The sequence below is a fragment of the Parabacteroides sp. B2-S-102 genome, assembly GCF_023656665.1.
GTDB lineage: Bacteria > Bacteroidota > Bacteroidia > Bacteroidales > Tannerellaceae > Parabacteroides > Parabacteroides distasonis.
Genome location: NZ_JAMOKM010000013.1, coordinates 132,458 through 155,512, shown reverse-complemented (window position 1 = coordinate 155,512; position 23,055 = coordinate 132,458). Strand labels below are relative to the sequence as shown.

General features: G+C 43.6%; 15 protein-coding genes and 1 tRNA gene. 8 read left to right on the top strand and 8 right to left on the bottom strand.

Translation table 11 applies throughout. The features are described 5' to 3' along the window. The first annotated feature begins 368 nt into the window (after positions 1 to 368). Entirely contained in the window at positions 369 to 1,301 is a 933-nt protein-coding gene (locus NBH07_RS15965) for a FimB/Mfa2 family fimbrial subunit (protein ID WP_005859470.1), read from the top strand. Positions 1,302 to 2,015: 714 nt separating this feature from the next. Here NBH07_RS15965 and NBH07_RS15960 read toward each other — a convergent pair. Further along, positions 2,016 to 2,089: transfer RNA gene (locus tag NBH07_RS15960), tRNA-Met, on the bottom strand. Between the two features lie 203 nt (positions 2,090 to 2,292). Between NBH07_RS15960 and NBH07_RS15955 the strand changes: the two genes are divergently transcribed. The 4 genes from NBH07_RS15955 (at position 2,293) to NBH07_RS15940 (ending at position 7,221) form a co-directional block, all read left to right on the top strand. Further along, positions 2,293 to 2,676: an START-like domain-containing protein gene (locus tag NBH07_RS15955; RefSeq protein ID WP_005859472.1), complete on the top strand. Its 384-nt coding sequence runs from the start codon at positions 2,293 to 2,295 to the stop codon at positions 2,674 to 2,676. A gap of 102 nt (positions 2,677 to 2,778) precedes the next feature. Beyond that, positions 2,779 to 4,704: an LptF/LptG family permease gene (locus tag NBH07_RS15950; protein WP_049762373.1), complete on the top strand. Its 1,926-nt coding sequence runs from the start codon at positions 2,779 to 2,781 to the stop codon at positions 4,702 to 4,704. A gap of 24 nt (positions 4,705 to 4,728) precedes the next feature. Then, positions 4,729 to 5,946 carry a bifunctional 3,4-dihydroxy-2-butanone-4-phosphate synthase/GTP cyclohydrolase II gene (locus NBH07_RS15945; RefSeq protein ID WP_005859476.1) on the top strand — a complete coding sequence of 406 codons (1,218 nt, stop codon included), beginning with the start codon at positions 4,729 to 4,731 and terminating at the stop codon, positions 5,944 to 5,946. An 81-nt stretch (positions 5,947 to 6,027) separates the two neighbouring features. Next, positions 6,028 to 7,221, top strand: coding sequence for a pyridoxal phosphate-dependent aminotransferase (locus NBH07_RS15940; protein WP_048927137.1), 1,194 nt, complete (start codon positions 6,028 to 6,030; stop codon positions 7,219 to 7,221). A gap of 155 nt (positions 7,222 to 7,376) precedes the next feature. On the opposite strand, the gene tsf is transcribed toward NBH07_RS15940, so the two are convergent. The 6 genes from tsf to NBH07_RS15910 form a co-directional block, all read right to left on the bottom strand. Beyond that, positions 7,377 to 8,366: a translation elongation factor Ts gene (gene tsf / locus NBH07_RS15935; protein WP_005867537.1), complete on the bottom strand. Its 990-nt coding sequence runs from the start codon at positions 8,364 to 8,366 to the stop codon at positions 7,377 to 7,379. A gap of 144 nt (positions 8,367 to 8,510) precedes the next feature. Next, positions 8,511 to 9,347, bottom strand: coding sequence for a 30S ribosomal protein S2 (gene rpsB, locus NBH07_RS15930; protein WP_005859482.1), 837 nt, complete (start codon positions 9,345 to 9,347; stop codon positions 8,511 to 8,513). Positions 9,348 to 9,487: 140 nt separating this feature from the next. Then, positions 9,488 to 9,874 (bottom strand): 30S ribosomal protein S9, encoded by a 387-nt coding sequence (rpsI, locus tag NBH07_RS15925; protein WP_005859484.1) that lies wholly within the window; start codon positions 9,872 to 9,874, stop codon positions 9,488 to 9,490. Positions 9,875 to 9,879: 5 nt separating this feature from the next. Continuing rightward, complete coding sequence (gene rplM / locus NBH07_RS15920; RefSeq protein ID WP_005859486.1) at positions 9,880 to 10,335, bottom strand: 50S ribosomal protein L13; 456 nt, start codon at positions 10,333 to 10,335, stop codon at positions 9,880 to 9,882. Positions 10,336 to 10,530: 195 nt separating this feature from the next. Continuing rightward, the gene (locus NBH07_RS15915; protein WP_005859488.1) at positions 10,531 to 11,163 is read right to left on the bottom strand and encodes a porin family protein; all 633 of its coding nucleotides are present in this window, start codon (positions 11,161 to 11,163) and stop codon (positions 10,531 to 10,533) included. A 437-nt stretch (positions 11,164 to 11,600) separates the two neighbouring features. Then, positions 11,601 to 14,849, bottom strand: a complete 3,249-nt coding sequence (locus tag NBH07_RS15910) for a DUF6383 domain-containing protein (protein ID WP_005867531.1) — start codon at positions 14,847 to 14,849, stop codon at positions 11,601 to 11,603. A gap of 807 nt (positions 14,850 to 15,656) precedes the next feature. Here NBH07_RS15910 and dnaE point away from each other — a divergent pair. Then, positions 15,657 to 19,460: a DNA polymerase III subunit alpha gene (gene dnaE / locus NBH07_RS15905; RefSeq protein WP_009016888.1), complete on the top strand. Its 3,804-nt coding sequence runs from the start codon at positions 15,657 to 15,659 to the stop codon at positions 19,458 to 19,460. A gap of 87 nt (positions 19,461 to 19,547) precedes the next feature. Continuing rightward, positions 19,548 to 19,865 carry a thioredoxin gene (gene trxA, locus NBH07_RS15900; RefSeq protein ID WP_009016887.1) on the top strand — a complete coding sequence of 106 codons (318 nt, stop codon included), beginning with the start codon at positions 19,548 to 19,550 and terminating at the stop codon, positions 19,863 to 19,865. A 60-nt stretch (positions 19,866 to 19,925) separates the two neighbouring features. Here trxA and mnmC2 read toward each other — a convergent pair whose 3' ends face one another. Beyond that, complete coding sequence (gene mnmC2 / locus NBH07_RS15895; protein ID WP_005859496.1) at positions 19,926 to 20,588, bottom strand: tRNA (5-methylaminomethyl-2-thiouridine)(34)-methyltransferase MnmC2; 663 nt, start codon at positions 20,586 to 20,588, stop codon at positions 19,926 to 19,928. Positions 20,589 to 20,658: 70 nt separating this feature from the next. Here mnmC2 and NBH07_RS15890 point away from each other — a divergent pair, with 70 nt between their 5' ends. Further along, positions 20,659 to 23,052, top strand: a complete 2,394-nt coding sequence (locus tag NBH07_RS15890) for a TonB-dependent receptor (RefSeq protein ID WP_009016885.1) — start codon at positions 20,659 to 20,661, stop codon at positions 23,050 to 23,052. Positions 23,053 to 23,055: the final 3 nt, after the last annotated feature.

Sequence of the window (23,055 nt, the reverse complement as noted above, 5' to 3'; positions counted from 1 at the left end):
AAAACGCAAGATTTAAACGAACGTTTTTTACTGTCGTTTTAATAGACGTTAACAACAACTGCATTCCTATCACACAACAGAGGCAAGGCTATCAATAAGGACCAGCGATGATATATTTACCACTCAAATTGACAGGAATAAACCCATTAACATTATTTAATCATCATCCAAAACATGCATCAACAGAGGAATATAGAGGTATAATGATAGTTTTACCCACTTTTTTGATAAAAATACCCATCACAAAAGATACAACCTATGATTTTTATACATACATTTGCGATGTAGTGATAAGGAAAGACCGTTGAGGGGCGGTCAAAAAAACCAAGTCACTTAGATTAAGGGTAAAGCATATAAAAAGTAGGGTCATGAAAAGGGGTAATTTTTTCGCAAATTGCGTATTTGCGGTTTCTGTTATTTTAACAGTTTTGTCATTCTCCGCTTGCACGGATGATTCAAATGACGTAGTAGCAACAACAAGTGAGGTTATTGAACAAGCCGAAGTACCATTCTCCGTGGTATTAAAAGCAATGAATTCAGATGGTAACGACATTACGACCAAGGGAGAGGTGAATGGAGCTACATTATTTGTCTTCGATCAAAACAACGATTTCTTCGAGCAGATTAATGTAAACAAATCTACAATTTTATCTCGCCGGGCTATAGACATTAACTGTCCGAACAGTAATGACATAACCGTGATCGCATGGAGTGGAATCAATTCTGGAAACGAAGAGATTTCAAACATGAGCAAAGCCAATATTATATCCGATTTGCAAGTCAGCCTAAAAGAGAATAACGGCATAGCTAATATTCCGAGCGATTTGTTCTATGGACAAGTTACGCTTCATAAGAACTCTTCAACAAAATCCACCGTATCAAACGAATTACAAATCATTCGCAAAACTTCAATTTTCCAGCTTTCAACAAAAGGACTGATCAAGTATCTAGGGAGTAATGCCGGAAATTTTGAATATCGAATTAAAAATACAAAAAGCTCATTGGACTACAATGGCAACCCAACAGGAGAAGAGGTTGAATTCGCTTTCCCCGCTTCTTTTGACGAAAAAGGTAATTTGACAACAGAAACCCAAGCCATTTTTCCGGCTCAAAATATAACGGTAGAGCTTTACAAGGACGGCAATCTTATTTTTTCTAGCGAAAAAGACAAAAATGGAGAATTATTCGCTGCAACCCCCGGAAAACGCACCGAGATCACTTTCAAGTACTCCGGAGAAGTTTCGGCTAATATTACAATTGCTGACTGGGCAACCGTTATCCAACATATAACAATGAATTAAGATACCCTCAATTTTTATATGCTTTGGCGCACGTCACGAGATTAGAGAATTTCGGGCGTGCGCTGTTTTTCTCTCAAAAACCGCATTCTCCGTGATAGGAATACCCATGATATTGACACGAACACCGTCTTAACTTTATTTAAATACTAACGAAAACCCGCTTCATCACAAGGTTCACTCCACCTGTTGATAGTTTTACACACTAAGCTGATATAAATACCGATCAAATAAAGATACAACCTATGAATATTATGAATATATTCGCAACAGACATTAGGGTAAGCATATAAAAATCACAGCAGGGTCACTACATAAACAAGGGTAACTAGATTTAAATTTTATATGCTAAACGCACGCTTCAGATGATTTCCGAGGCGTGCGTTATCTATATGATAGAAATACATTCTCCTATTGAGACAAATACCATCACTCAAAACATTTAGACATACATATCTTTGTATTTATAAATCAAGCAAAGCAATTTGCGAAATTTTACCCTATGACCCTGCTTACATATATAATTACCCTTAAATTATGATGTAGGCAAACCTAATTAACATAACCGCGAGGTTACATAATTATTTTGCCTGAACAATCAAGATCGTTTACGAGAAAGATTGTTCAGGTTTTTTTATCCTCCCAAAAGACCATCTGATAGCAAAAGAAAAAAGGACATAAAAAAAGGAGATCGAAAAATCGACCTCCTTTTCTAGGTAGCGAGACCCGGGATTGAACCGGGGACCTCATGATTATGAATCATGCGCTCTAACCAGCTGAGCTATCTCGCCATCATTTTATTGTCACTGTTTCTCTTATTGACGGTGCAAAAGTAGGGGTTATTTTTGAATTACACAACATTTTCAATAAAAAAATTCGCTTAATTTTTAAGGTCTCCACCTAAACAGTTAGTTATTAGTTACTTTTTTCATCATTAAAATTAGTCGTTTTCAAATCTTTTACGTATCTTGCGGCAAATATAAGGATAAGAACAATGAAGAAAGAGAAGTTTCATATCGAATACATTTTCGATAAAGTTTCACGACGAAGCTTGTGGAATCACCTAACCACCGCTTTGGGACTTTCCGCTTGGTTCGCCGACGAGGTCATTATAAATGATAATCTCTATACCTTTAAATGGAGTAAAGAGGCCCAAGAGGCAACAGTGATCGACTCCAAGCCGGAGAACTTTATCCGTTACCGCTGGGTAGACGAGGAAGATGAGAACGCTTATTTCGAATTTATAATCCATACAATCGAATTAACAGGTTCTACGGCACTTGAGATTACGGATTTCTCCGAACCCGGGGAGAAAAAAGATTCCATTAATTTATGGGACTCGCAAGTGGAAGATTTGAAGCGAACGCTTGGTATTTAGAGTAGTTTTACAGAAATCTGTGGGGTGTTATCGTTTTTTACACTACTTTTGCCACTTCAACCAGATTAGGCAATGTTGAGAATAAAACGATTATATACATTTATGCTGCAGACATTCCTGCCGTTGTTTCTTATGACATTCGGTATTTGTCTGTTTATTGTGTTGATGCAATTTCTTTGGCGATACATCGACGATATGGTGGGAAAAGGCCTTGGCATCCCTGTATTAGCGGAGATGTTTATGTATGCGGCTTTGTTTCTTGTCCCGATGGCACTTCCCTTGGCTATTCTATTAGCCTCATTAATGACTTTTGGAAATTTAGGGGAACGTCTGGAATTACTGGCCATGAAGTCTGCCGGGGTATCATTGATACATATCATGCGTCCTTTGATCGTAACGCTCCTATTCGTGAGCGTGGGAGCCTTTTTCTTCCAAAACAACGTAATGCCCGTTGTCCAAGTCAAGCTATATACATTATTATATTCCATGCGCCAGAAATCACCGGAATTGGATATTCCGGAAGGTTCATTCTACAAAGATATTCCCGGATTCAATGTATATGTGAAGAAAAAGGACCCGAAGGACGGTTTATTAAAAGACGTGATGATCTATGATTATTCGGAAGGATTCAATAACGCCCGTGTAATCGTAGCGGACTCCGGACGGCTAAAGACATCCGCCGATAAATTATTCCTTGTCCTATCTTTATTCAACGGAGAATCTTTCGAGAACGTAGGTAAAAGCCAAGCCAACACGACGCAAGCGAGAACCGCCGTCCCCTATCGACGAGAATCATTCAGCAGCAAGGATATCTTGATTGAATTCGACGCGAATTTCAACCGTACCGACGAATCTTTCATGCAGAACCAATATATGGGAAAAAACTTGAAGGATTTACAAACCTCTATCGATTCGATGGGCGTACGCTTGGATAGCATCAAGGACGTGAACGCAAAAAGCATTTACGATGCCTCATACGTAAAAACACTAAAGTCCTTACGGGCTAAAAAAGAGAGTGAAGCCGAGGGGCAACCAGACGAGCGGCAGGAAAAATTGCCGGTAATCACTCCTACCATCCAGTTAGATTTCGACAGTCTTTACCTAGCGCAAGCAGCGAGTAGCCAAGCCGCCTTATTAGGTCGGGCCAAGTCCTCGATCGAGAATATCAAGACCGACTATTATTTCCGTGCGGCCACGGTTGGCGACGAGGCCTATAAGGTACGCCGCCACTTGACGGAATGGCATAAGAAATTCACGGTATCGTTCGCTTGCATCATGTTCTTCTTTATCGGAGCGCCCTTAGGAGCCATCATCCGTAAAGGAGGGTTGGGCGTGCCGGTCGTTATCTCGGTAATCTTGTTTATCTTCTATTATATTATAGATAATATGGGCTTCAAGATGGCACGCGACGGCGTTTGGGACGCATGGGAAGGTATGTGGCTTAGCTCCGTGGTCCTAACACCTATGGGTATATTCCTAACCTATAAAGCGGTAAAAGATTCTGTTATCTTGAATGCCGACACTTACGTGAATGCCTTGAAGAACTTAATAGGTAAGCGTGAAGGGCGAAAAGTGGAACGGAAAGAGGTGATCATATACACCCCCGATTATGAGGCCACCCTCCCCCAACTGGAGAAATTGGTGGAAGAAAGTACGACTTATCTGACAAACCATAAACGTTGGATCAATTATCTGACATTTTGGAAACAAGGAGGAAAAGATAACACAGCGGAACTGTTAGCTCAAGACACGGAAAATATCGTGGAGGAATTAAGTAATTCCGACCAGAATTTGCTCTTGAATAAATTGATGGACTACCCGGTCATCGGAGGTTACAATAATAAGCTAAGCAAGCATATAAACGGGAAACTTGCCTTGGCTATCGGTATTTTCTTCCCACTGGGATTGCCGATCTACCTATTGGCTACGTACCAACGTAAATTGCTACGGCATGATATCGTTATGGTACAAAAGACCAGTAAGGAGCTGATCAATATGATATATTCATTACATTTGCTAAAAAAATAACTCGGATATAAATAATCAATAAATATGAGCGAGATTCAATTAAACACCATCGAAGAAGCTATCGAGGATTTCCGTGAAGGAAAGTTCTTAATCGTTGTAGACGACGAGGACCGGGAGAATGAAGGAGACTTTATCATCGCGGCCGAGAAAGTAACCCCGGAAAAAATCAACTTCATGTTGAAAAACGGACGAGGTGTATTATGCGCCCCGATCACGGAAGAACGTTGCCAAGAGTTGGAGCTGGATATGCAAGTTGCCAATAACACCTCTTTACTAGGAACTCCTTTCACGATAACAGTAGATAAATTAGGAGGGAAATGTACGACCGGCGTTTCCATGTACGACCGTGCGGAAACGATCTTGGCGCTGGCTGATCCAAAGACCAAGCCATCCGATCTGGGACGTCCCGGACATATCAATCCGCTCCGTGCCCGCTCTCGTGGCGTACTTCGCCGTGCGGGTCATACAGAGGCTGCCGTGGATTTGGCCCGGTTAGCCGGTTTATATCCCGCCGGAGCCTTGATCGAGATCATCAACGAGGATGGAACCATGGCACGTCTGCCGCAATTAATTGAGGTAGCCAAGAAATTCGATATCAAGATTATTTGCATCAAGGACCTGATCGCTTATCGCCTCCGGACCGAATCGATCGTAGAGAACGGCGTAGAGGTAGATCTCCCTACCGAGTACGGACATTTCCGTCTCATTCCTTTCCGCCAGAAAAGCAATGGATTAGAACATATCGCTTTGATAAAGGGTAAATTCGAAAAAGACGAGCCTATCTTAGTACGCGTGCACTCATCTTGCGCTACAGGTGATATCTTCGGTTCCATGCGTTGCGAGTGCGGAGAGCAACTGCACGAGGCTATGCGCCGCATCGACCAAGAAGGCAAAGGGGTTATCGTTTACCTGAACCAAGAAGGACGAGGCATCGGATTGATGGAGAAGATGAAAGCATACAAGCTCCAAGAGGATGGTTTGGATACGGTGGACGCGAACTTGCATTTAGGCCATCAAGCGGATGAGCGAGATTATGGTGTCGGAGCACAGATCTTACGTCATATCGGCGTAACGAAAATGCGCCTGATGAGCAATAATCCGGTAAAACGCGTAGGTCTGGAAGCATACGGACTTGAGGTAGTAGAGAACGTTCCTATCGAGGTGAAACCAAATCCATACAACGAATTCTACATGAAAACGAAGAAAGAACGTATGGGGCATGTGCTGCATAACATTAAATAGTTATCAGAACGTTGCAAGAATTCCGATTATTGATTACTTTTGTCGCATAATAATAAAACAACCTATACAAAAAGCAATGTCATGACACAAGTCTCAGATCGTTTAGCGAGTTTATCGCCTTCAGCAACATTGGCGATGTCACAAAAGAGCGGTGAGTTGAAAGCTCAAGGTATCGATGTTATCAACTTAAGTGTGGGAGAACCCGATTTCAATACTCCCGACTTCATTAAAGAAGCCGCGAAGAAGGCGATTGACGATAATTTCTCACGTTATTCTCCCGTAGCGGGTTATCCGGCATTACGTAATGCTATCGTTGCCAAATTGAAGAACGAGAATGGACTGGAATATACAGCAGGCCAGATCTCTTGCGCAAACGGTGCCAAACAATCCGTTTGTAACACGGTCATGGTATTGGTAAATCCGGGGGACGAGGTTATCATCCCTGCCCCTTTCTGGGTAAGCTATCCGGAGATGGTGAAGTTAGCGGAAGGAACCCCCGTTATCGTTCCGGCTGGTATCGAGCAAGATTTCAAGATCACTCCAGCTCAGCTGGAAGCCGCTATTACGCCTAAGACAAAAGCGTTAATCCTTTGCTCTCCCTCCAACCCGACGGGTTCTGTTTACAGCGCCGAGGAATTGGCTGGTTTAGCGGAAGTATTGAAAAAACATCCGGATATCATCGTTATAGCGGATGAGATCTACGAACATATTAACTATATTGGTAAACACAACAGCATCGCTTCTATCGAAGGAATGAAAGACCGTACGGTTATCGTAAACGGCGTTTCCAAAGCGTATGCGATGACTGGCTGGCGTATCGGTTTCATCGCCGGACCGGAATGGATCGTGAAAGCGGTTAATAAATTACAAGGACAATATACCTCTGGCCCTTGCTCCGTATCTCAAAAAGCGGCGGAAGCGGCTTATACAGGCTCACAAGAACCCGTTGAGGAAATGCGCAAGGCCTTCGAACGTCGTCGTGACTTAATCGTTAATTTAGCGAAAGAAGTTCCGGGCTTCGAGGTGAATAAGCCGGAAGGCGCCTTCTACTTATTCCCCAAATGTAGTTATTATTACGGCAAGACAGATGGAACCCGTGTAATCAACAACGCTGATGACTTAGCTATGTATCTCTTAGAAGTAGCGCACGTAGCTTGCGTAGGTGGTACCTCGTTCGGGGCACCTGAGTGTATCCGCATGAGTTACGCTACCAGCGATGAGAATATCGTGGAGGCGATCAAACGTATTAAGGATGCGTTGGCCGCATTGAAATAAGAAAAAATTAAACAGATATACTTACTTGGCAAAGTAAGATATACTGCATTGGACAAGTAAGTATATCTTCTATGGGCAAGTAAGCTATACTTCATAAAAAAGGCGATACATTGGGTTGTACCGCCTTTTTCTTTATATCAAATACGTTACCGCAATTATTCAGCACGCAAAGTGAAACGTTTGAACGCCAAGATTTGTAACTCAGGATCGATCTCCTTCATTGTCTCTCTTACAGTCTTCTTGCCATCCATAATGTCTTCTTGGTTCAACAAGCAAACCTCTTTCAAGAACTTGCCTAGACGACCCTTAGCGATATTCTCGATCATCTGTTGAGGTAAGTTAGCCGCCTTCTCAGCGGAAACAGTAGCGATGATTTCTTTAGCCTTAGCTACATCCTCTGCCGTGATCCAGCCCTTATCCATGTTACTTTCCATGTGAGCCTCGCTATCTACATGCGAAGGATTAATACCAGCCTTCTTCAATGCAGCCTCTACAGCCTTCTGTACCTGCTCAGCCTTCGTCTTCTCGATAGCAACCTGGATCTCTTTCTCTTTTACAGACTCAGGAACACCAGCCTCATCGATAGCGATCGGGTTCATAGCGGCGATCTGCATAACGATATTGTGAGCGGCTTCCTCAGACTCCTTGTTGAAAGCGGCGATCGTACAAAGTTGGTTCTTACCCATATGGTTGTATACAGTAGTGTAAGCACCTTCAACTACGCAGTAGCCATCCAACTCCATTTTCTCGCCAGTGATACCGCTACGATCCGTAACAGCTTCTTGGATAGTACCCTTGCCCATAGGCAAAGCTTTCACCTCGTCCAAAGTATGGCATTTGTTAGCCACGGCAGCGTCCAAGATAGCCTGAGTCAAAGCTACGAAGTCCTCATTCTTAGCCACGAAGTCCGTTTCGCACTTCAAAGCGATGATAGCGGCGAACTCGCCATCCTTCTTAGCCAACACACAACCCTCGGCAGCCTCACGATCAGAACGTTTAGCGGCGATAGCCTGTCCTTTTTTACGGATAATTTCCATTGCTTTCTCGATGTCACCGTCAGACTCTGTCAAAGCCTTCTTACAGTCCATCATACCAGCTCCACTCATTTTGCGCAGCTTGGTAATATCAGCCATTGTTACAGCCATAATCTTATTTCCTCTATCTTTAAAATGTTTATACTTTCAAAAATTGACAATGGACAGTTGCCAATTGACAAATCCTGTCAAAAGCCAACTGCCCATTGTATTTGTATTCTAATTGTCAATTGTCAACGTCAATTGTCAATCGAATTATTCTTCGTCTTTCGCGAACTTACCGGCAACGTTAGCGTTCAACGCATCGTCGTCTTCTTTCTTCGTACGTTCTTTCTTAACAGCAGCTTTTGCCTTACGCTCTCTTTTCGGAGCTTCCTCAGCAGCCTCTGCGTCAATTTTCTCAGCCTTACGCTCTTGCAAGCCTTCGTTCATAGCCTCGCAGATAGCGCCCAAGATAACCTCTACAGACTTTGTAGCGTCATCGTTAGCCGGGATAACGTAGTCGATATTGTTCGGATTAGAGTTCGTATCAACCATACCGAATACAGGGATACCCAAACGGTTAGCCTCGCGAACAGCGATATGCTCTTTCATCACGTCTACAACGAACAACGCTGACGGAAGACGAGTAAGGTCTACGATAGAACCTAAAGTCTTCTCCAACTTAGCGCGTTGGCGAGTGATTTGAAGTTTTTCTCTCTTAGAAAGATTATCAAATGTACCATCTTTTGTCATCTTATCGATAGTAGCCATCTTCTTGATAGCTTTACGGATCGTCGGGAAGTTGGTCAACATACCACCCGGCCAGCGCTCGATAACGTAAGGCATACCTACGGAAGCAGCCTTATCAGCGACAACTTGTTTAGCTTGTTTTTTGGTAGCCACGAAAAGAACTTTCTTGCCTTGTTTAGCCAAGTTCTTCATAACTTCAGCGGCTTCGTCTACTTTAGCAACTGTTTTATAAAGGTCAATGATATGAATACCATTGCGCTCCATGAAGATATAAGGAGCCATAGCGGGATTCCACTTTCTTTTTAAGTGTCCGAAGTGTACACCAGCCTCTAATAATTGATCAAAATTTACTCTTGACATTGTTTTTTTCTTAAATCGTTTACTTTCTTTGTTTAATTTCAACCATCAGGTAGTCTTTCCGCATGTCCACATGTAAAAAGAATCCCGATAATTTAGATACTAAACGCTTCGCTTTACTTGTAAGGGACTCACAAATAACATTAACGTTTACTGAACTGGAATCTCTTACGAGCTTTCGGACGACCCGGTTTCTTACGCTCAACAGCACGAGGATCGCGAGTTACGAATCCTTCCGCTCTCAAGACAGCCTTATCTTCCGGATTAATCTTTATCAACGCACGAGAGATAGCCAAACGGGCAGCCTCAGACTGACCTTTGAAACCACCACCGTCAAGGTTGATCTTAATATCATATTGCTCAGCGACGTTCAACTTTGCTAACGGCTGCTTTACGATAAACTGAAGGATTGAAGAAGGAAAGTATTTTTCCAGCTCACGTTTGTTGATCGTGATCTTTCCCGTACCTTCGCTAACGAATACGCGAGCGACTGCCGCTTTACGTCTTCCTATTGCATTTACTACTTCCATCGTGATTATTTATATGAGTTTATATCGATTAACTTAGGTTGTTGAGCCTCGTGCTTGTGCTCAGTTCCCTCATAAACGTACATGTTGTTCAACAACTTTGCACCCAGACGGTTCTTAGGCAACATACCTTTTACTACTTTACGGAACAGACGGTCGCCACCTTTCTTCAAAAGATCAGCCGGAGTATACTCGATCTGTCCACCGGGATATCCGGTATATCTCAAATAAATACGATCGTTCCACTTGTTACCAGTCAGAACGACTTTGTCTGCATTGATGATGATTACGTTATCACCACAGTCAACGTGCGGAGTGAAATTGGGTTTGTACTTACCGCGCAAAAGCTTCGCTACTTTAGCGCAAAGGCGACCTAACGTCTGGCCTTCAGCATCAACAATGACCCACTCTTTGTTTACAGTTGCCTTGTTTGCAGAAATGGTCTTAAAACTTAAAGTATCCACTGCTTAAAAATTAAATTAATTAATAACTCAAAAAACTAGCCTTACCAACATTGTCACAACGGACACATGATGCAACAACGTGCTAAGAACTAAACTCTTAGTACAATTTGATAATAATCGGCTTGCAAAGGTACGGGTTTTATCCGAAATACCAAACAAATCTAATTATTTTTCAAGTTATTATGAAGATACTCATCACTTACGGAAGTAATACCCCAAAGAGAATGTCACGTTATTTTGATAAACAGAAGTCTCGCCGTCACGCTTCAAGGCACGGCGGTCTATCATGCCGCATAGGGAACTTACGGAAAAGAAAAAGTTACTATATTCTACCGATAGGCCGACGTTCATGCCAAAATCGCAAGGTTTCAAATCCTTCTCCTCGGATACGCCGAAATGGAGATCCGGATTGGTCTCTCGGCTCTTCATCTTGCCAAACAAGGACCAATCAAAGGTAGGACCGGCGAATACGGACAGATGAACGTCCGTGAAGGTAAACGTATAAGCCACATTCACGGGAATCTGCAAAGAGTAATACCAACATTTATTATGAAGCGCCATCCCATGTATATCCTGATTCGAATAATAAGCGCCACCTTGGTTCACGAACGCCACCTCAGGACGAAGCGACCATTTTTTATTCTTGCTCAAAGGAATATCCGCCAAACCCGCTATGCTGAAACCGAAGCGGGCTCCCGCCTCATACGTATCCTCCACCTTCTGGATCAACGAAGAATAAGCGCCTCCGGCACGTACGCCGAAAGAAACCTGAGCCATCGCCGGTAAAATCATCATCACGGCAATCAACAACAATCCGATCTTTCTCATAAACTTCCTCATTTGCTTTTCCTTCTAATAGTAAGCAAAGATATACATTTTTCAATAACATCTACATTTATCCTACTGAAACCTATAAGAAAGCGGTATAAAAAGCGCAGCTTTGCCATTTAAGCTTTAACGAATGGCACAACATGATACATCTTATCCCCATAAGATGTATCATCTTCAACAGAACTGTCTTGAAGCTGATTCCCCTACTGAGTAAAACCGGAATCTCCAAACCAATAAAGCCCCGACTGGACGAACCGGCCGGGGCTTATTCCTTTTCCGCCCTCGCTCCTCACGGAGGTAACGGCAGATGAACTTTAATTTATTACTTTAGTATTAATATTAATCCATTCCCGCCTGTTCGCCCTCACGGGGTACTTGAATCACTACAACTCCCGCAGGAATGATTTTCGATTTATGTTTTATCGTCATTATTCTTATTTAACGACTGCCTTAACAGCTTCCTCACCATCGACAGCTACCACGATGATGCCCGCAGGAGCGGCGATCGTAGCGTTATCGGATGTAAGAACCGTACTAGCCACAACCTTACCAAGAACGTTTGTGATTACCACGTTCTTACCAGCTGCGCCTTGGATCTCAACGGTACCGTTGCCAGCGATTACCTTAACGCCTTCTGCTGCGTCGGCGATAGACTCGTTGGATGTAGGAACACCTTCTACGATGTTGAACTTCAACGCACGAGACTTAGCGCTTGTCCATGTCAACTTGTCGTTAACAGCGTATAAATATCTAGCAGCCTCTGAGTTGCTCGTCAAAGAACGAACCACATACAAGTCATCAGTGTCATCAGCCAATACGATCTGAACCTTGAAACGATCCAAGCCACCTAACGTATTCACGTCATCAGCCTTAACCGCAATCTCTCTCATCTCGCCCTTGATATTTGTTGTCAAAGTATCACGGCTCTCATCGATCGTAGCGGCCTTGAAGATAGCTTTCGTTGTTTCCTCGGCCCATTGATATTTCTTGTCATACTTACCATCGGCTACATAATAGTTCACTGAGTCTTGAGCGTGGAACAAGAAGTTGTCGTTCTTAGAGATATAGAAGGAAGGAATAACAGCATCCTTATCCGTTACGTGCAAGTAGAATGCGGTAGCGTTCTGATTAACCAAGATACCCTCTTTATTCTCGTTCATGGACATATAGTTGCCTAACTCACCCTCGAATTGTACGTAACCTTCCTTAGCCGGATAGCTAACCTCAGGAGACTCAGCGATCAAGTAGGTTCTCAAAGCCCAATCATTATTTAAGTTATACGCATACAAACTATAGATATCCTCCGGTTGAGTATAGAACTGTACATATTTTCCGCTATTATCCTTATAGCTACGAACCGCTACCACGGATACGATATCCTCATCAAATACGCTAGAGTTATTCGGAACAGTCGTACCGATAACATCCACAGCGATCAAGGAAACAGAGCCATCCACATTCTGCTTGATGATAAACTTGTCAGCTTGAGAAAGATTATAAGTGTTATCCTTTTCTAATTGATTATCAGATTCAACATAGTTATAAGATGAATTTGCCAAAGAGAAGAAGGACTCTGTCTCTTGTCCGTCTACCACATAACGTAATTGGTAAGTATAAGCGTAAACAACGTCAGCCTTAGCCTTCACAGTCACATGATCGTCATCATTATAAACGAAACTACGCTCTACCACCTTCATCGGAGTGCTGCTCTTGATCAACTGCCATTGAGCGGCTTTGGATACTTCCGTAGCGAACTCGTTATAAGCATTCAAATGATATTGCTCCGGTGCTCCTGCATTCTCATAAACAGCAGCATAGAACTTATTAGAAGTCTCATAGCTATCACGAGCGAATGCCATCGTCATCAAAGACTTGTTGTCAACATTCAAGAACCCTGCGTAAGCGTCAACCTCCGCAACCTTCTCCAATTTGATTTTCAGTCTGTTCAACGGTTTGTTATAACGGGGATCGCTTGTCTCCTCGTTATAAGTATTCTCATCTACATATACGGCTTGAACATCGTCAAAGATAACACTTGTAGCGCCAACACCTAGCTCATATACGTTTTCCTCACCCTCTACCGGGAATAATTTAGCGGTGAAGTACTCGCGTGTCTCACGGTTCGTGAAGGTAACATCCTTACCGCTAACCTCCGTGATAACGAATTGATAAGCCGGATAAGCCAGATCAACCAATGTTTGAGCCTTGGCTGTCCACATGAACTCATCATTATAGACATAGCTAGGTGCTGTTCCTGTACGAACCTCTACCGTATTAACTGTCAAATACTTGCCATACAAACTCTCGGCATCGCCCTTCGTACCGCTCATGACACGGATATTATAGATAGCGGCCTTAGCCTCCGTGTTCAATAGATCGATACCGTCTTTAGCCAAAGAGCTGGACAACTTGAAGATAAACTGAGGAAGATTCGGAGCCGCAGTCTTCTGAGTAGCCAAATAGTTCTTATCGCCATGGCCCAAGATAGCCAATCTCATATCTGACACCTCCTCATGTTTCGCATCATTTGTTTTTGCCTTATAACGGAAAGTTCCTAAAGACAACGCATACGGATAATCAGACAAATTGTCTTTATTCACAGAGAAACAAGCGTTGAAAATAGATGTCTCCGTTCCTTGAGACTGCCAGCGAGCCTCTATATTGGCCGGATTCGTTTCTGTATAGAAATTAAAGTCGCTAACCTTTACAGTTGTCAGCTCAAAACCTTGACCAGCTCCGCGGTCACCAGTCGTAGCCTCAACTGTATTCGTAGAACTTACAGCGATAACCGTATGTTTGAACCACTCTTGGTACGTATTGTTTTTAGGCTTATCTCCCACGAAGAAGTACATACCATTCGGAATTGTCATCTGCACATAAGAAGGGATAGCCTTATCACCTAGGTCTACATTGATACCACCATTAGGCATATTCAAATGATAAGCTACGATCTTCTTGTCGCCGAACAAGTTCTCCTCAACGGCATCTTTGGTCTCGAAATTGAAGCCTGCCGTATTATACAGTGCGTTCAATTCGTCGGCATCCGTGAAATTCTCGAAACCAACCTTATAAAATTCAGGAGCGAATGTTCCTGTTGTTTGTACAGAAGATTTACTTATCAAAGTCCAACTTAAAACAACATTACCCGGCGCTGCTTTGTAAGCGAACATATTCGGATAAGTCACAGGAGTCCCTGTAGCCGCATACTCATCGTCTGCCTGAGAATCTGCTCCAAACACAAAGTTCGCGTTACCAGTCGTAGCTGCCGTATTCAATTCCACCGCATTACCAGCGGCATTGATGCGCAACACCTGACCTGTCAGCTCATTCGTGAATTTATAAGAAAAATCACCTCTTACACCTTCTGTCACTGATACAGTCCATACATAAGCCTTAACCGCAGCCTTATCCAAATCATCGGCTACACCATCTTTATTGATATCCGCAGAGGTAATATCGCAAACGTCTTCTTTCAAGAGTTTCGTACCTGCGTTCAACTCCGTGAAACCATATGCTTCACCGTTAGGATTCGTAATCACATAACGCGATCCATTCTCCAATTCTGTAGCTTGAGCTCCAAGTCCCAGTAAATCCTGGATGGTTGTCTGAGCGAAGGCACTACCGCACAACGACCCTGCCATCAACAGACCCGTCGTAAACAATGTAGAAATCTTTCTGTTCATAATTTAGAATTTAATATTAATAATAGTGTTAATTAAGTACTTAGCTACTTCTTTATGGTCTACTATCGTTAGAAAACGACTAGTCTAAACCATCGTTTAGATCTTGCGTTTTTCGAGAGGTACAAAGGGAAGTTTGTGGAAGGAAGAGCTTGTTTCGTAAAGGATAGGCTATCCTATTGATAAGAAAGCGAATAAGGGATGAAAAAAATAGCCCGGAAGGGTTGCAGAAGTCAAAGAAACGCGTACCTTTGCAAATGACTAATTAAAACGATCGTTTAAATCAATCATTTTTCTCTTTTATTATTTTAATGTACATGCGTACATTAGTAAATACACCATCCAATAACCAACAAAAGTAAGATCACCTTTTGCGATAGATCGGAATATTAGTTTCCTTTGTTCTAGCAAAATGACATTTTGTAAACAGAACTCCCTGAGATTCGCTTTTTCCAAGCATAAGTACAGTATAAAACGGCTTTTCACACAGAAAAACGCCATTCATAACTATCTTCCATCCGCTAGTTCGAGCACCTCACGAAAACCTCCTGTCACGATATACGGCTTATATCAAGCAAAATATCAATACAACATCTGTTTATATAACATATAGATTCTATAGAATCACACATATTATAACCTCATTATATCCTTCAGAAAACACGTACGTCTTTTTCCAAAAACATGTACGTGTTTCCGAAAAAAGACGTACGTGTTTTTTTAAAAGCAAAACAACCTCTCTCGTACTAAAAAATATTTCCTACCTTTATGCACTCATTTCAATATGCACCAGACTATACATTAATATATATGGAACCGTTTATTCATTTACACGTACATACCCAGTATTCCTTGCTGGACGGACAGGCATCCATCGACGCATTGATCGACAAAGCGTACAAAGACGGAATGCGTGCGATCGCCGTGACAGACCATGGCGTTATGTTCGGTATCAAGGAGTTTTTCAATAAGGTTAGCAAAAAGAACAGTAAACCTCTCGGGATCATCAAGGACTCCGAGAAAGAACTAAAACCGCTGCTGGCCAAGGATGCTCCAACCGATGAGGAACAACAAAGGATAACGGAACTACAAAAACAAATCGCCGAAGCGAAAGCTTCCATCTTCAAGCCGATCATCGGGTGCGAATGTTATTGCGCTCGCAACGGAAGGCATAGCAAGCTGGCCTCGCAAGACGACCGTAGCGGCTGGCACTTGATCGTTCTGGCCAAAAATAAGAACGGATACAAGAACCTGATCAAGATGGTATCCCTCTCATGGACGGAAGGATTCTACGGACGTCCGCGTATCGACAAAGAGTTGTTGGAGAAATACCACGAGGATCTGATCATCTGCTCCGCCTGTTTAGGTGGAGAGATCCCGCAGCATATCATGCACGGACGAATCGATAAGGCCGAGGAGTCTATCAAATGGTTCAAAAACTTATTCGGAGAAGACTATTACCTTGAGATGCAACGGCACGAGACACACGACCCCAACGCCGATTGCACGATTTTCCCGCATCAACAAGAGGTGAACAAGGTACTGATCGAACTTGCTCACAAACATAATATCAAGCTAATCGCCACCAACGACGTCCATTTCGTCAATGCCGACGATGCTGAGGCTCACGACCGCCTGATCTGCCTTAGTACCGGCAAAGACTTGGACGACCCCAAGCGTATGCGCTACTCCAAGCAAGAATGGATGAAGACAACCGCCGAGATGAACACCATCTTCGCCGATATCCCCGAAGCTTTGAGTAATACGCTCGAGATAGCCGACAAAATAGAATTCTACTCCATCGACAGCGGTCCTATCATGCCGACTTTCGCCATTCCCGAGGAGTTCGGTACAGAGGAGTCCTACCGTCAGAAATTGACAGAGCATGATTTATTTGAGGAATTCACCCGAGACGAGAACGGTAATGTCGTATTAAGCGAGGAAGAGGCGCACTCCAAAATCAAGAAATTAGGTGGATACGACAAACTATACCGCATCAAGCTGGAAGCCGACTATTTGGCGAAATTGACATACGACGGAGCCAAGGAGCTTTACGGAGACCCCTTAGACGATGAAGTAAAGGAGCGTCTGAACTTCGAGTTACATATCATGAAGACCATGGGTTTCCCCGGCTACTTCTTGATCGTGCAAGATTTCATCCGTGCCGCTCGTGAGGAACTCGGTGTATCCGTAGGACCGGGACGTGGTTCGGCCGCCGGATCTGCCGTAGCTTATTGCTTAGGGATCACCAAGATCGACCCGATCAAATATGACCTCCTGTTCGAGCGTTTCTTGAATCCGGACCGTATCTCCCTCCCCGATATCGATACCGACTTCGATGATGATGGCCGTGGCGAGGTCTTACGCTGGGTAACGGAGAAATACGGTGCCGAGCGTGTGGCTCATATCATTACTTATGGTACGATGGCTACCAAGTCTGCTATCAAGGATGTCGCCCGGGTACAGAAATTACCGTTATCCGAATCGAACCGGTTAGCCAAATTGGTTCCGGATAAGATCCCTGACATGAAGAAGTTCAAATTGGGCGACGCCATCAAGTATGTGCCGGAACTAAAAGAGGCGGCTAACGGAAATGATCCGCTGGCACGGGATACCTTGAAATACGCCCAGATGCTGGAAGGCAACGTCCGTAACACGGGTGTACACGCCTGCGGTGTCATTATCGGACGTTATGATATATCGGATGTCGTACCTGTCAGTACGGCGAAAGACAAGGATACCGGCGAGGAGATGCTGGTTACCCAATACGAGGGTTCCGTGATCGAGGAAACCGGATTGATCAAGATGGACTTCTTGGGCTTGAAGACCTTGTCCATCATCAAGGAAGCGATCGAGAACGTGAAACTGACTACCGGACATGATCTGGATATCGACCATATCAGTCTGGAGGACCCCAAGACTTATAAATTGTATTGCGACGGAAAGACAACCGGTACATTCCAGTTCGAGTCCGCCGGTATGCAAAAGTATTTGAAGGAGTTGCAACCTTCTAAATTCGAGGACTTGATCGCCATGAACGCCCTGTATCGCCCGGGTCCAATGGATTACATCCCTTCTTTTATCGCCCGTAAACAGGGTAAGGAAGAGATCAAGTACGACATTCCCGTCATGGAACGCTACCTAAAAGATACGTACGGTATTACGGTCTATCAGGAGCAGGTCATGCTTCTATCCCGTTTGCTCGCTAACTTCACGCGTGGTGAGAGTGATGCCTTACGTAAGGCGATGGGTAAGAAGTTGATCGAGAAGATGAACCACTTGAAGTCTAAATTTATGGCTGGTGGTCAAGCCAACGGCTATAAAGAGGAAACTTTAAATAAGATCTGGTCCGACTGGGAGAAGTTCGCCTCATACGCATTCAATAAGAGTCACGCTACTTGTTACTCATGGGTGGCTTATCAGACCGCTTACTTGAAAGCGAACTTCCCGTCCGAGTATATGGCCGCCGTCTTGAGCCGAAGCTTATCCAATATCACGGATATCACGAAGTTCATGGATGAATGTAAAGCGATGGGTATTCAAGTATTGGGACCGGACGTGAACGAGTCTATCTTGAAGTTCAGCGTAGATAAGAACAAGAACATCCGCTTCGGGCTAGGCGCCGTGAAAGGCGTAGGTGAGTCAGCCGTACAAAATATCATAGAGGAACGCAAGAAGAACGGCCCGTACAAGAGTATCTTCGATTTCGTAGAACGGGTGAACTTGACCGCTTGCAATAAGAAAAACATAGAGTCCATGGCTTTGGCCGGAGCGTTCGATAACTTCGGTATCCAGCGTGAGCAGTTCTTCACCGACAGTGGAAAAGGGGAATTGTTCTTGGATACCTTGGTTCGCTATGGTAACAAATACCAGATGGATAAGAGCACGGCAGTCAACTCTTTATTCGGTGGAGACGCCTTGATCGCCATCGCTAAACCGGAGATCCCGCAATGCGAGCGTTGGAGCGATCTCGAACGCCTAAATAAAGAGAAGGAGTTGGTCGGTATTTACCTATCCGCCCACCCGTTGGATGAATACCGTATCATATTAAAGTATGTATGTAATACCGGCATGGTAGAACTTAACGAGCGGGAAACCTTACAAGGCCGGGAGGTTTTATTAGGTGGTATCGTCACCGGTTTCCGGGAAGGAATGACCAAGAACGGAAAGCCTTACGGAATCTTGAAGATCGAGGATTTCACGGGTAGTGGCGAGATCCCTCTTTTCGGACAGGATTATATCGAATACAGCAAGTATGGTAAAATAGGGATGTATCTCTTGATCACAGCCCGTGTAGAGCCTAGCCGCTGGGACCCCAATAAACTGGACTTCAAGATTGGTACCGTCAACCTTTTGCAAGACGAGAAAGACAAGCTGATCGAGAAAATCAGTATCACGGTCCCGATCCATGATTTGGACGAGCCGACAATCAATGAGCTTTCGGTATTGATCAAGAACAATCCGGGCCATAGCCTGTTATATTTTAAGGTTGTCGATGGGGAACATAATATTTCCCTAAATCTCTTCTCCCAAAATATCCGCTTAAACGTGACCCGTGAGCTGGTAGACTTTTTACAGGAGAACGAGAATATCGATTTTAAAATTAATGGTTAAAGTTGTACGACGCTGAAAGAATTTGTACTTTTGGCGTCATAACAATCATTAGATTATAATTCATAATTAAATAATACGTAATTCAAAATGGCACTACAAATTACAGACGCTAATTTCGAGGAGTTGGTTAACTCCGGAAAGCCCATGGTTCTTGACTTTTGGGCAGAGTGGTGTGGCCCTTGCCGCATGGTATCTCCTATCATTGATGAGTTGGCAACCGAATACGAAGGTCGTGTGACGATCGGTAAAATGAACGTTGACGAGAATGACGATGTAGTCGGACGATTCGGTATCCGCAACATCCCTACCGTTCTTTTCTTCAAAGACGGTAAGATGGTTGATAAAGTAGTAGGCGCTACGGCTAAGGATAAGTTCGTAGAAAAGATCGAGGCAATGCTTAAATAATTGAAAGTTGAGAATTGAGAATTGAAAATACCGAGGAATACGCTCTGTAACTTTCAATTCTCAATTTTTAATTCCCCTAAGTATATGTCGCTTGCCCGGAGGACCGGGAAGACGGCTCATCTCAAAACCAGCCGCTTGCATACCTCTGCGTACCTCTCCTTTTGCGCAATAGGTTACGATCACTCCGCCCGGTGCGGTATGAGCATACAAACGATTATAGATTTCTTGATTCCACATCTCCGGTTGTTTCTCGGGCGCAAACGCGTCGAAATAGATCAAATCGATATCATCCGGTAGTTCACAGGCGTTACTATTTCCTTCTATTTTATGAAGTGTAAAGCGCTCTGAGATTGAAACGGGAGTATTCCACTCCGCTTCATGCAAGGCTAAGAATAACTCTTTTCTCTCCGGCCAGATCAGCTCCCCATAATTCAAGGCACGAATCGTATCTAAAGGAAGCGGGTATAACTCTACTGTATGATAATCAATATGATGTGCTTGAGATAGCTCGACATCCTTCAATGTCAAGAAGGCGTTCAGCCCTGTACCGAAGCCAATCTCCACGATTCGGATAAAGTCTTTTTCAAGCGCATGCAATCCCGCCTCTATAAATATATGTCTTGATTCCTGCAGGGCCCCGTTCACGGAATGATAATGTTCATCCATCGCCGGAATATATAGTGTATGGCTTCCATCCGCCGTTATCTGTAATTCTTTCTCCATATGTATGCAAAGATAATACATACGAATCAGAATAATACTTATCTTTACCGCTATAAATATGATATAAGATATGGATAGACGCCATCTTTACTTCTTACTATTCTTATTATGTACCATACAAGCCGCTATCGGTCAACAGCGCTCCTTCTCTATCAAGGGAGTTGTAAAAGACGCGTCAAGCGGACAGCCGATACCTTTCGCTAACGTAGTGGTATGGAACACGACGCAAGGGGCGGTCACCGATTCCACCGGATTATTCGAGATATCCGGCATATCACCCGGAAGCTATCGTCTCCAATCCTCCTTTCTGGGATATAAGCCCTTCGTTACCGCCGAATTCAGACTAGCGAATAAAGATATATTCTTCCCGATCGAGCTAGAGGAAGCCAGCCAGAATCTGCAAGAGGTTAGCGTAGTAGCCTCTCCGTTCCGTAAAACCGCCGAAAGTCCGCTAGGACTTCGTGTAATCGGTTTCAAGGAGATAGAGAAAAGCGCGGGAGGAAACCGGGATATCTCCCGGGTAGTACAAACCTTTCCGGGAGTAGCGTCTACGGCAGCGTTTCGTAACGACTTGATGGTAAGAGGAGGAGGTCCCTCGGAGAACCGTTTCTTTTTGGATGGCGTAGAGATACCGAATATCAACCATTTCTCTACCCAAGGAGCCTCCGGAGGTCCGGTCGGTATTATCAATCCCGATTTTATCCGGGAGGTCAACTTTTATTCGGCCGCATTCCCCGCATCCAAAGGGAACACTTTAAGTTCGGTATTGGATTTTAAACTACAAGATGGAAATAAGGAGAAATTCTCATTGCGAGGAGTCCTAGGAGCCTCAGATATCGGTGTGTCCGCTAATGGACCGCTAGGAAAAAAGACCACTTACCAAGTGTCTGTTCGTCGCTCTTACCTTCAATTCCTTTTCGATATGATCGGCTTGCCGTTCTTACCTACTTTCACGGATGCCCAATTCAAGATTAAGCACTCCTTCAACCCCAAGAATGAGCTTACAGTTCTCGGATTAGGGGCGATCGATGATATGAAGCTGAATACAGGAATGAAAGACATGAGCGAGAAAAACCAATATATCCTCTCTTACTTGCCGGTCGTAAAACAAAAAACGTATACCCTTGGAGCGGTTTATAAACACTACGCCGGTAAAAATCTCTACTCGGTCATTATTAGCCGCAGCCAGACCAACAATAAGAATATTAAATACAAAGACAATGATGAAAGCCAAGTAGAGAATCTCTCCTTAAATTACCGTTCGGACGAGATTGAGAATAAGTTCCGAACGGAAAACACGTTCCGCTTACCATTCATTCAATTGAATGTCGGAGGAAACATCGAATACGCCCAATACACGAATGACACCTATCAAAAGCAATTTACCTCTATCCCCCGTACCATCGTATATCAAACAGACCTTGGCATATGGAAGTGGGGTATCTATGCCACGGCTATTTATGAGAGTTATAACGAGCGGTTTACCACCTCTTTAGGTGTTCGTGCGGACGCAAACAATTATTCCTCGGATATGAATAATTTGTTAGATCAGTTATCTCCTCGCCTATCCTTATCCTACCGCTTGTCCGATCCGCTTTATATAAACGCAAATATCGGACGCTACTACGAGCTTCCTCCTTATACGACATTGGGATTCAAGGATAATGAAGGTAATTATGTAAACCGGGCAAATCATTTAAGCTATATCCGAAGCGACCAAGCCGGATTAGGCTTGGAATACCGTCCTACCTCATACTTGAAATTCACGGCCGAAGGATTCTATAAACATTATGATCGTTATCCGATGTCCATACTCGACAGTATCCCACTCGCGTCGAAAGGTACTGACTATGGTGTCTTGGGAAATGAGGCCGTATCATCTACCGCTACAGGGCGAGCTTATGGGCTTGAGATCATGGGACGTTGGTATAATTATAAAGGGCTTACTTTCATCGCGTCCTACACTTTGGTAAGAAGCGAATTCAAGGATGGGAGAAATATGGACACTTATCTTCCTTCGGCTTGGGACAATAAGCATCTGTTCACGTTTAGCGGGACTTATTCTTTACCCAAGAACTGGGACGTAGGCGCCAAGTTCCGGATAGTAGGAGGCGCTCCCTATACGCCTTACGATGTAGAAAAGAGTAGTTATGTAGAAGCTTGGGACGCTAATAACGGGCTATACTATGATTACAGCCGGTTTAACAGCGAACGGCTCAAGCCATTCACGCAGTTAGATATCCGTATCGATAAAACATTTTACTTCAAAAAGATCATGCTTGGAGCCTATATCGACATCCAAAACATATTGAATTCCAAATACAAAGAGCAAGACGTATATATCAAAACGGGTAAAATTATCAACCCGGAAGCTCCCATATATGAACAACGGTACGAATTAAGACCGATAGAACGTCTTACAGGAACGCTTCTCCCAAGTATCGGAGTGATGATCGAGTTATAGATT

Excerpts from the sequence above, each read along its gene's own strand:
- NBH07_RS15965 (WP_005859470.1), top strand. The coding sequence starts at position 369 with ATGAAAAGGGGTAATTTTTTCGCAAATTGCGTATTTGCGGTTTCTGTT.
- NBH07_RS15955 (WP_005859472.1), top strand. The coding sequence starts at position 2,293 with ATGAAGAAAGAGAAGTTTCATATCGAATACATTTTCGATAAAGTTTCA.
- NBH07_RS15950 (WP_049762373.1), top strand. The coding sequence starts at position 2,779 with ATGCTGCAGACATTCCTGCCGTTGTTTCTTATGACATTCGGTATTTGT.
- NBH07_RS15945 (WP_005859476.1), top strand. The coding sequence starts at position 4,729 with ATGAGCGAGATTCAATTAAACACCATCGAAGAAGCTATCGAGGATTTC.
- NBH07_RS15940 (WP_048927137.1), top strand. The coding sequence starts at position 6,028 with ATGACACAAGTCTCAGATCGTTTAGCGAGTTTATCGCCTTCAGCAACA.
- tsf (WP_005867537.1), bottom strand. The coding sequence starts at position 8,366 with ATGGCTGTAACAATGGCTGATATTACCAAGCTGCGCAAAATGAGTGGA.
- rpsB (WP_005859482.1), bottom strand. The coding sequence starts at position 9,347 with ATGTCAAGAGTAAATTTTGATCAATTATTAGAGGCTGGTGTACACTTC.
- rpsI (WP_005859484.1), bottom strand. The coding sequence starts at position 9,874 with ATGGAAGTAGTAAATGCAATAGGAAGACGTAAAGCGGCAGTCGCTCGC.
- NBH07_RS15915 (WP_005859488.1), bottom strand. The coding sequence starts at position 11,163 with ATGAGAAAGATCGGATTGTTGTTGATTGCCGTGATGATGATTTTACCG.
- NBH07_RS15910 (WP_005867531.1), bottom strand. The coding sequence starts at position 14,849 with ATGAACAGAAAGATTTCTACATTGTTTACGACGGGTCTGTTGATGGCA.
- dnaE (WP_009016888.1), top strand. The coding sequence starts at position 15,657 with ATGGAACCGTTTATTCATTTACACGTACATACCCAGTATTCCTTGCTG.
- trxA (WP_009016887.1), top strand. The coding sequence starts at position 19,548 with ATGGCACTACAAATTACAGACGCTAATTTCGAGGAGTTGGTTAACTCC.
- mnmC2 (WP_005859496.1), bottom strand. The coding sequence starts at position 20,588 with ATGGAGAAAGAATTACAGATAACGGCGGATGGAAGCCATACACTATAT.
- NBH07_RS15890 (WP_009016885.1), top strand. The coding sequence starts at position 20,659 with ATGGATAGACGCCATCTTTACTTCTTACTATTCTTATTATGTACCATA.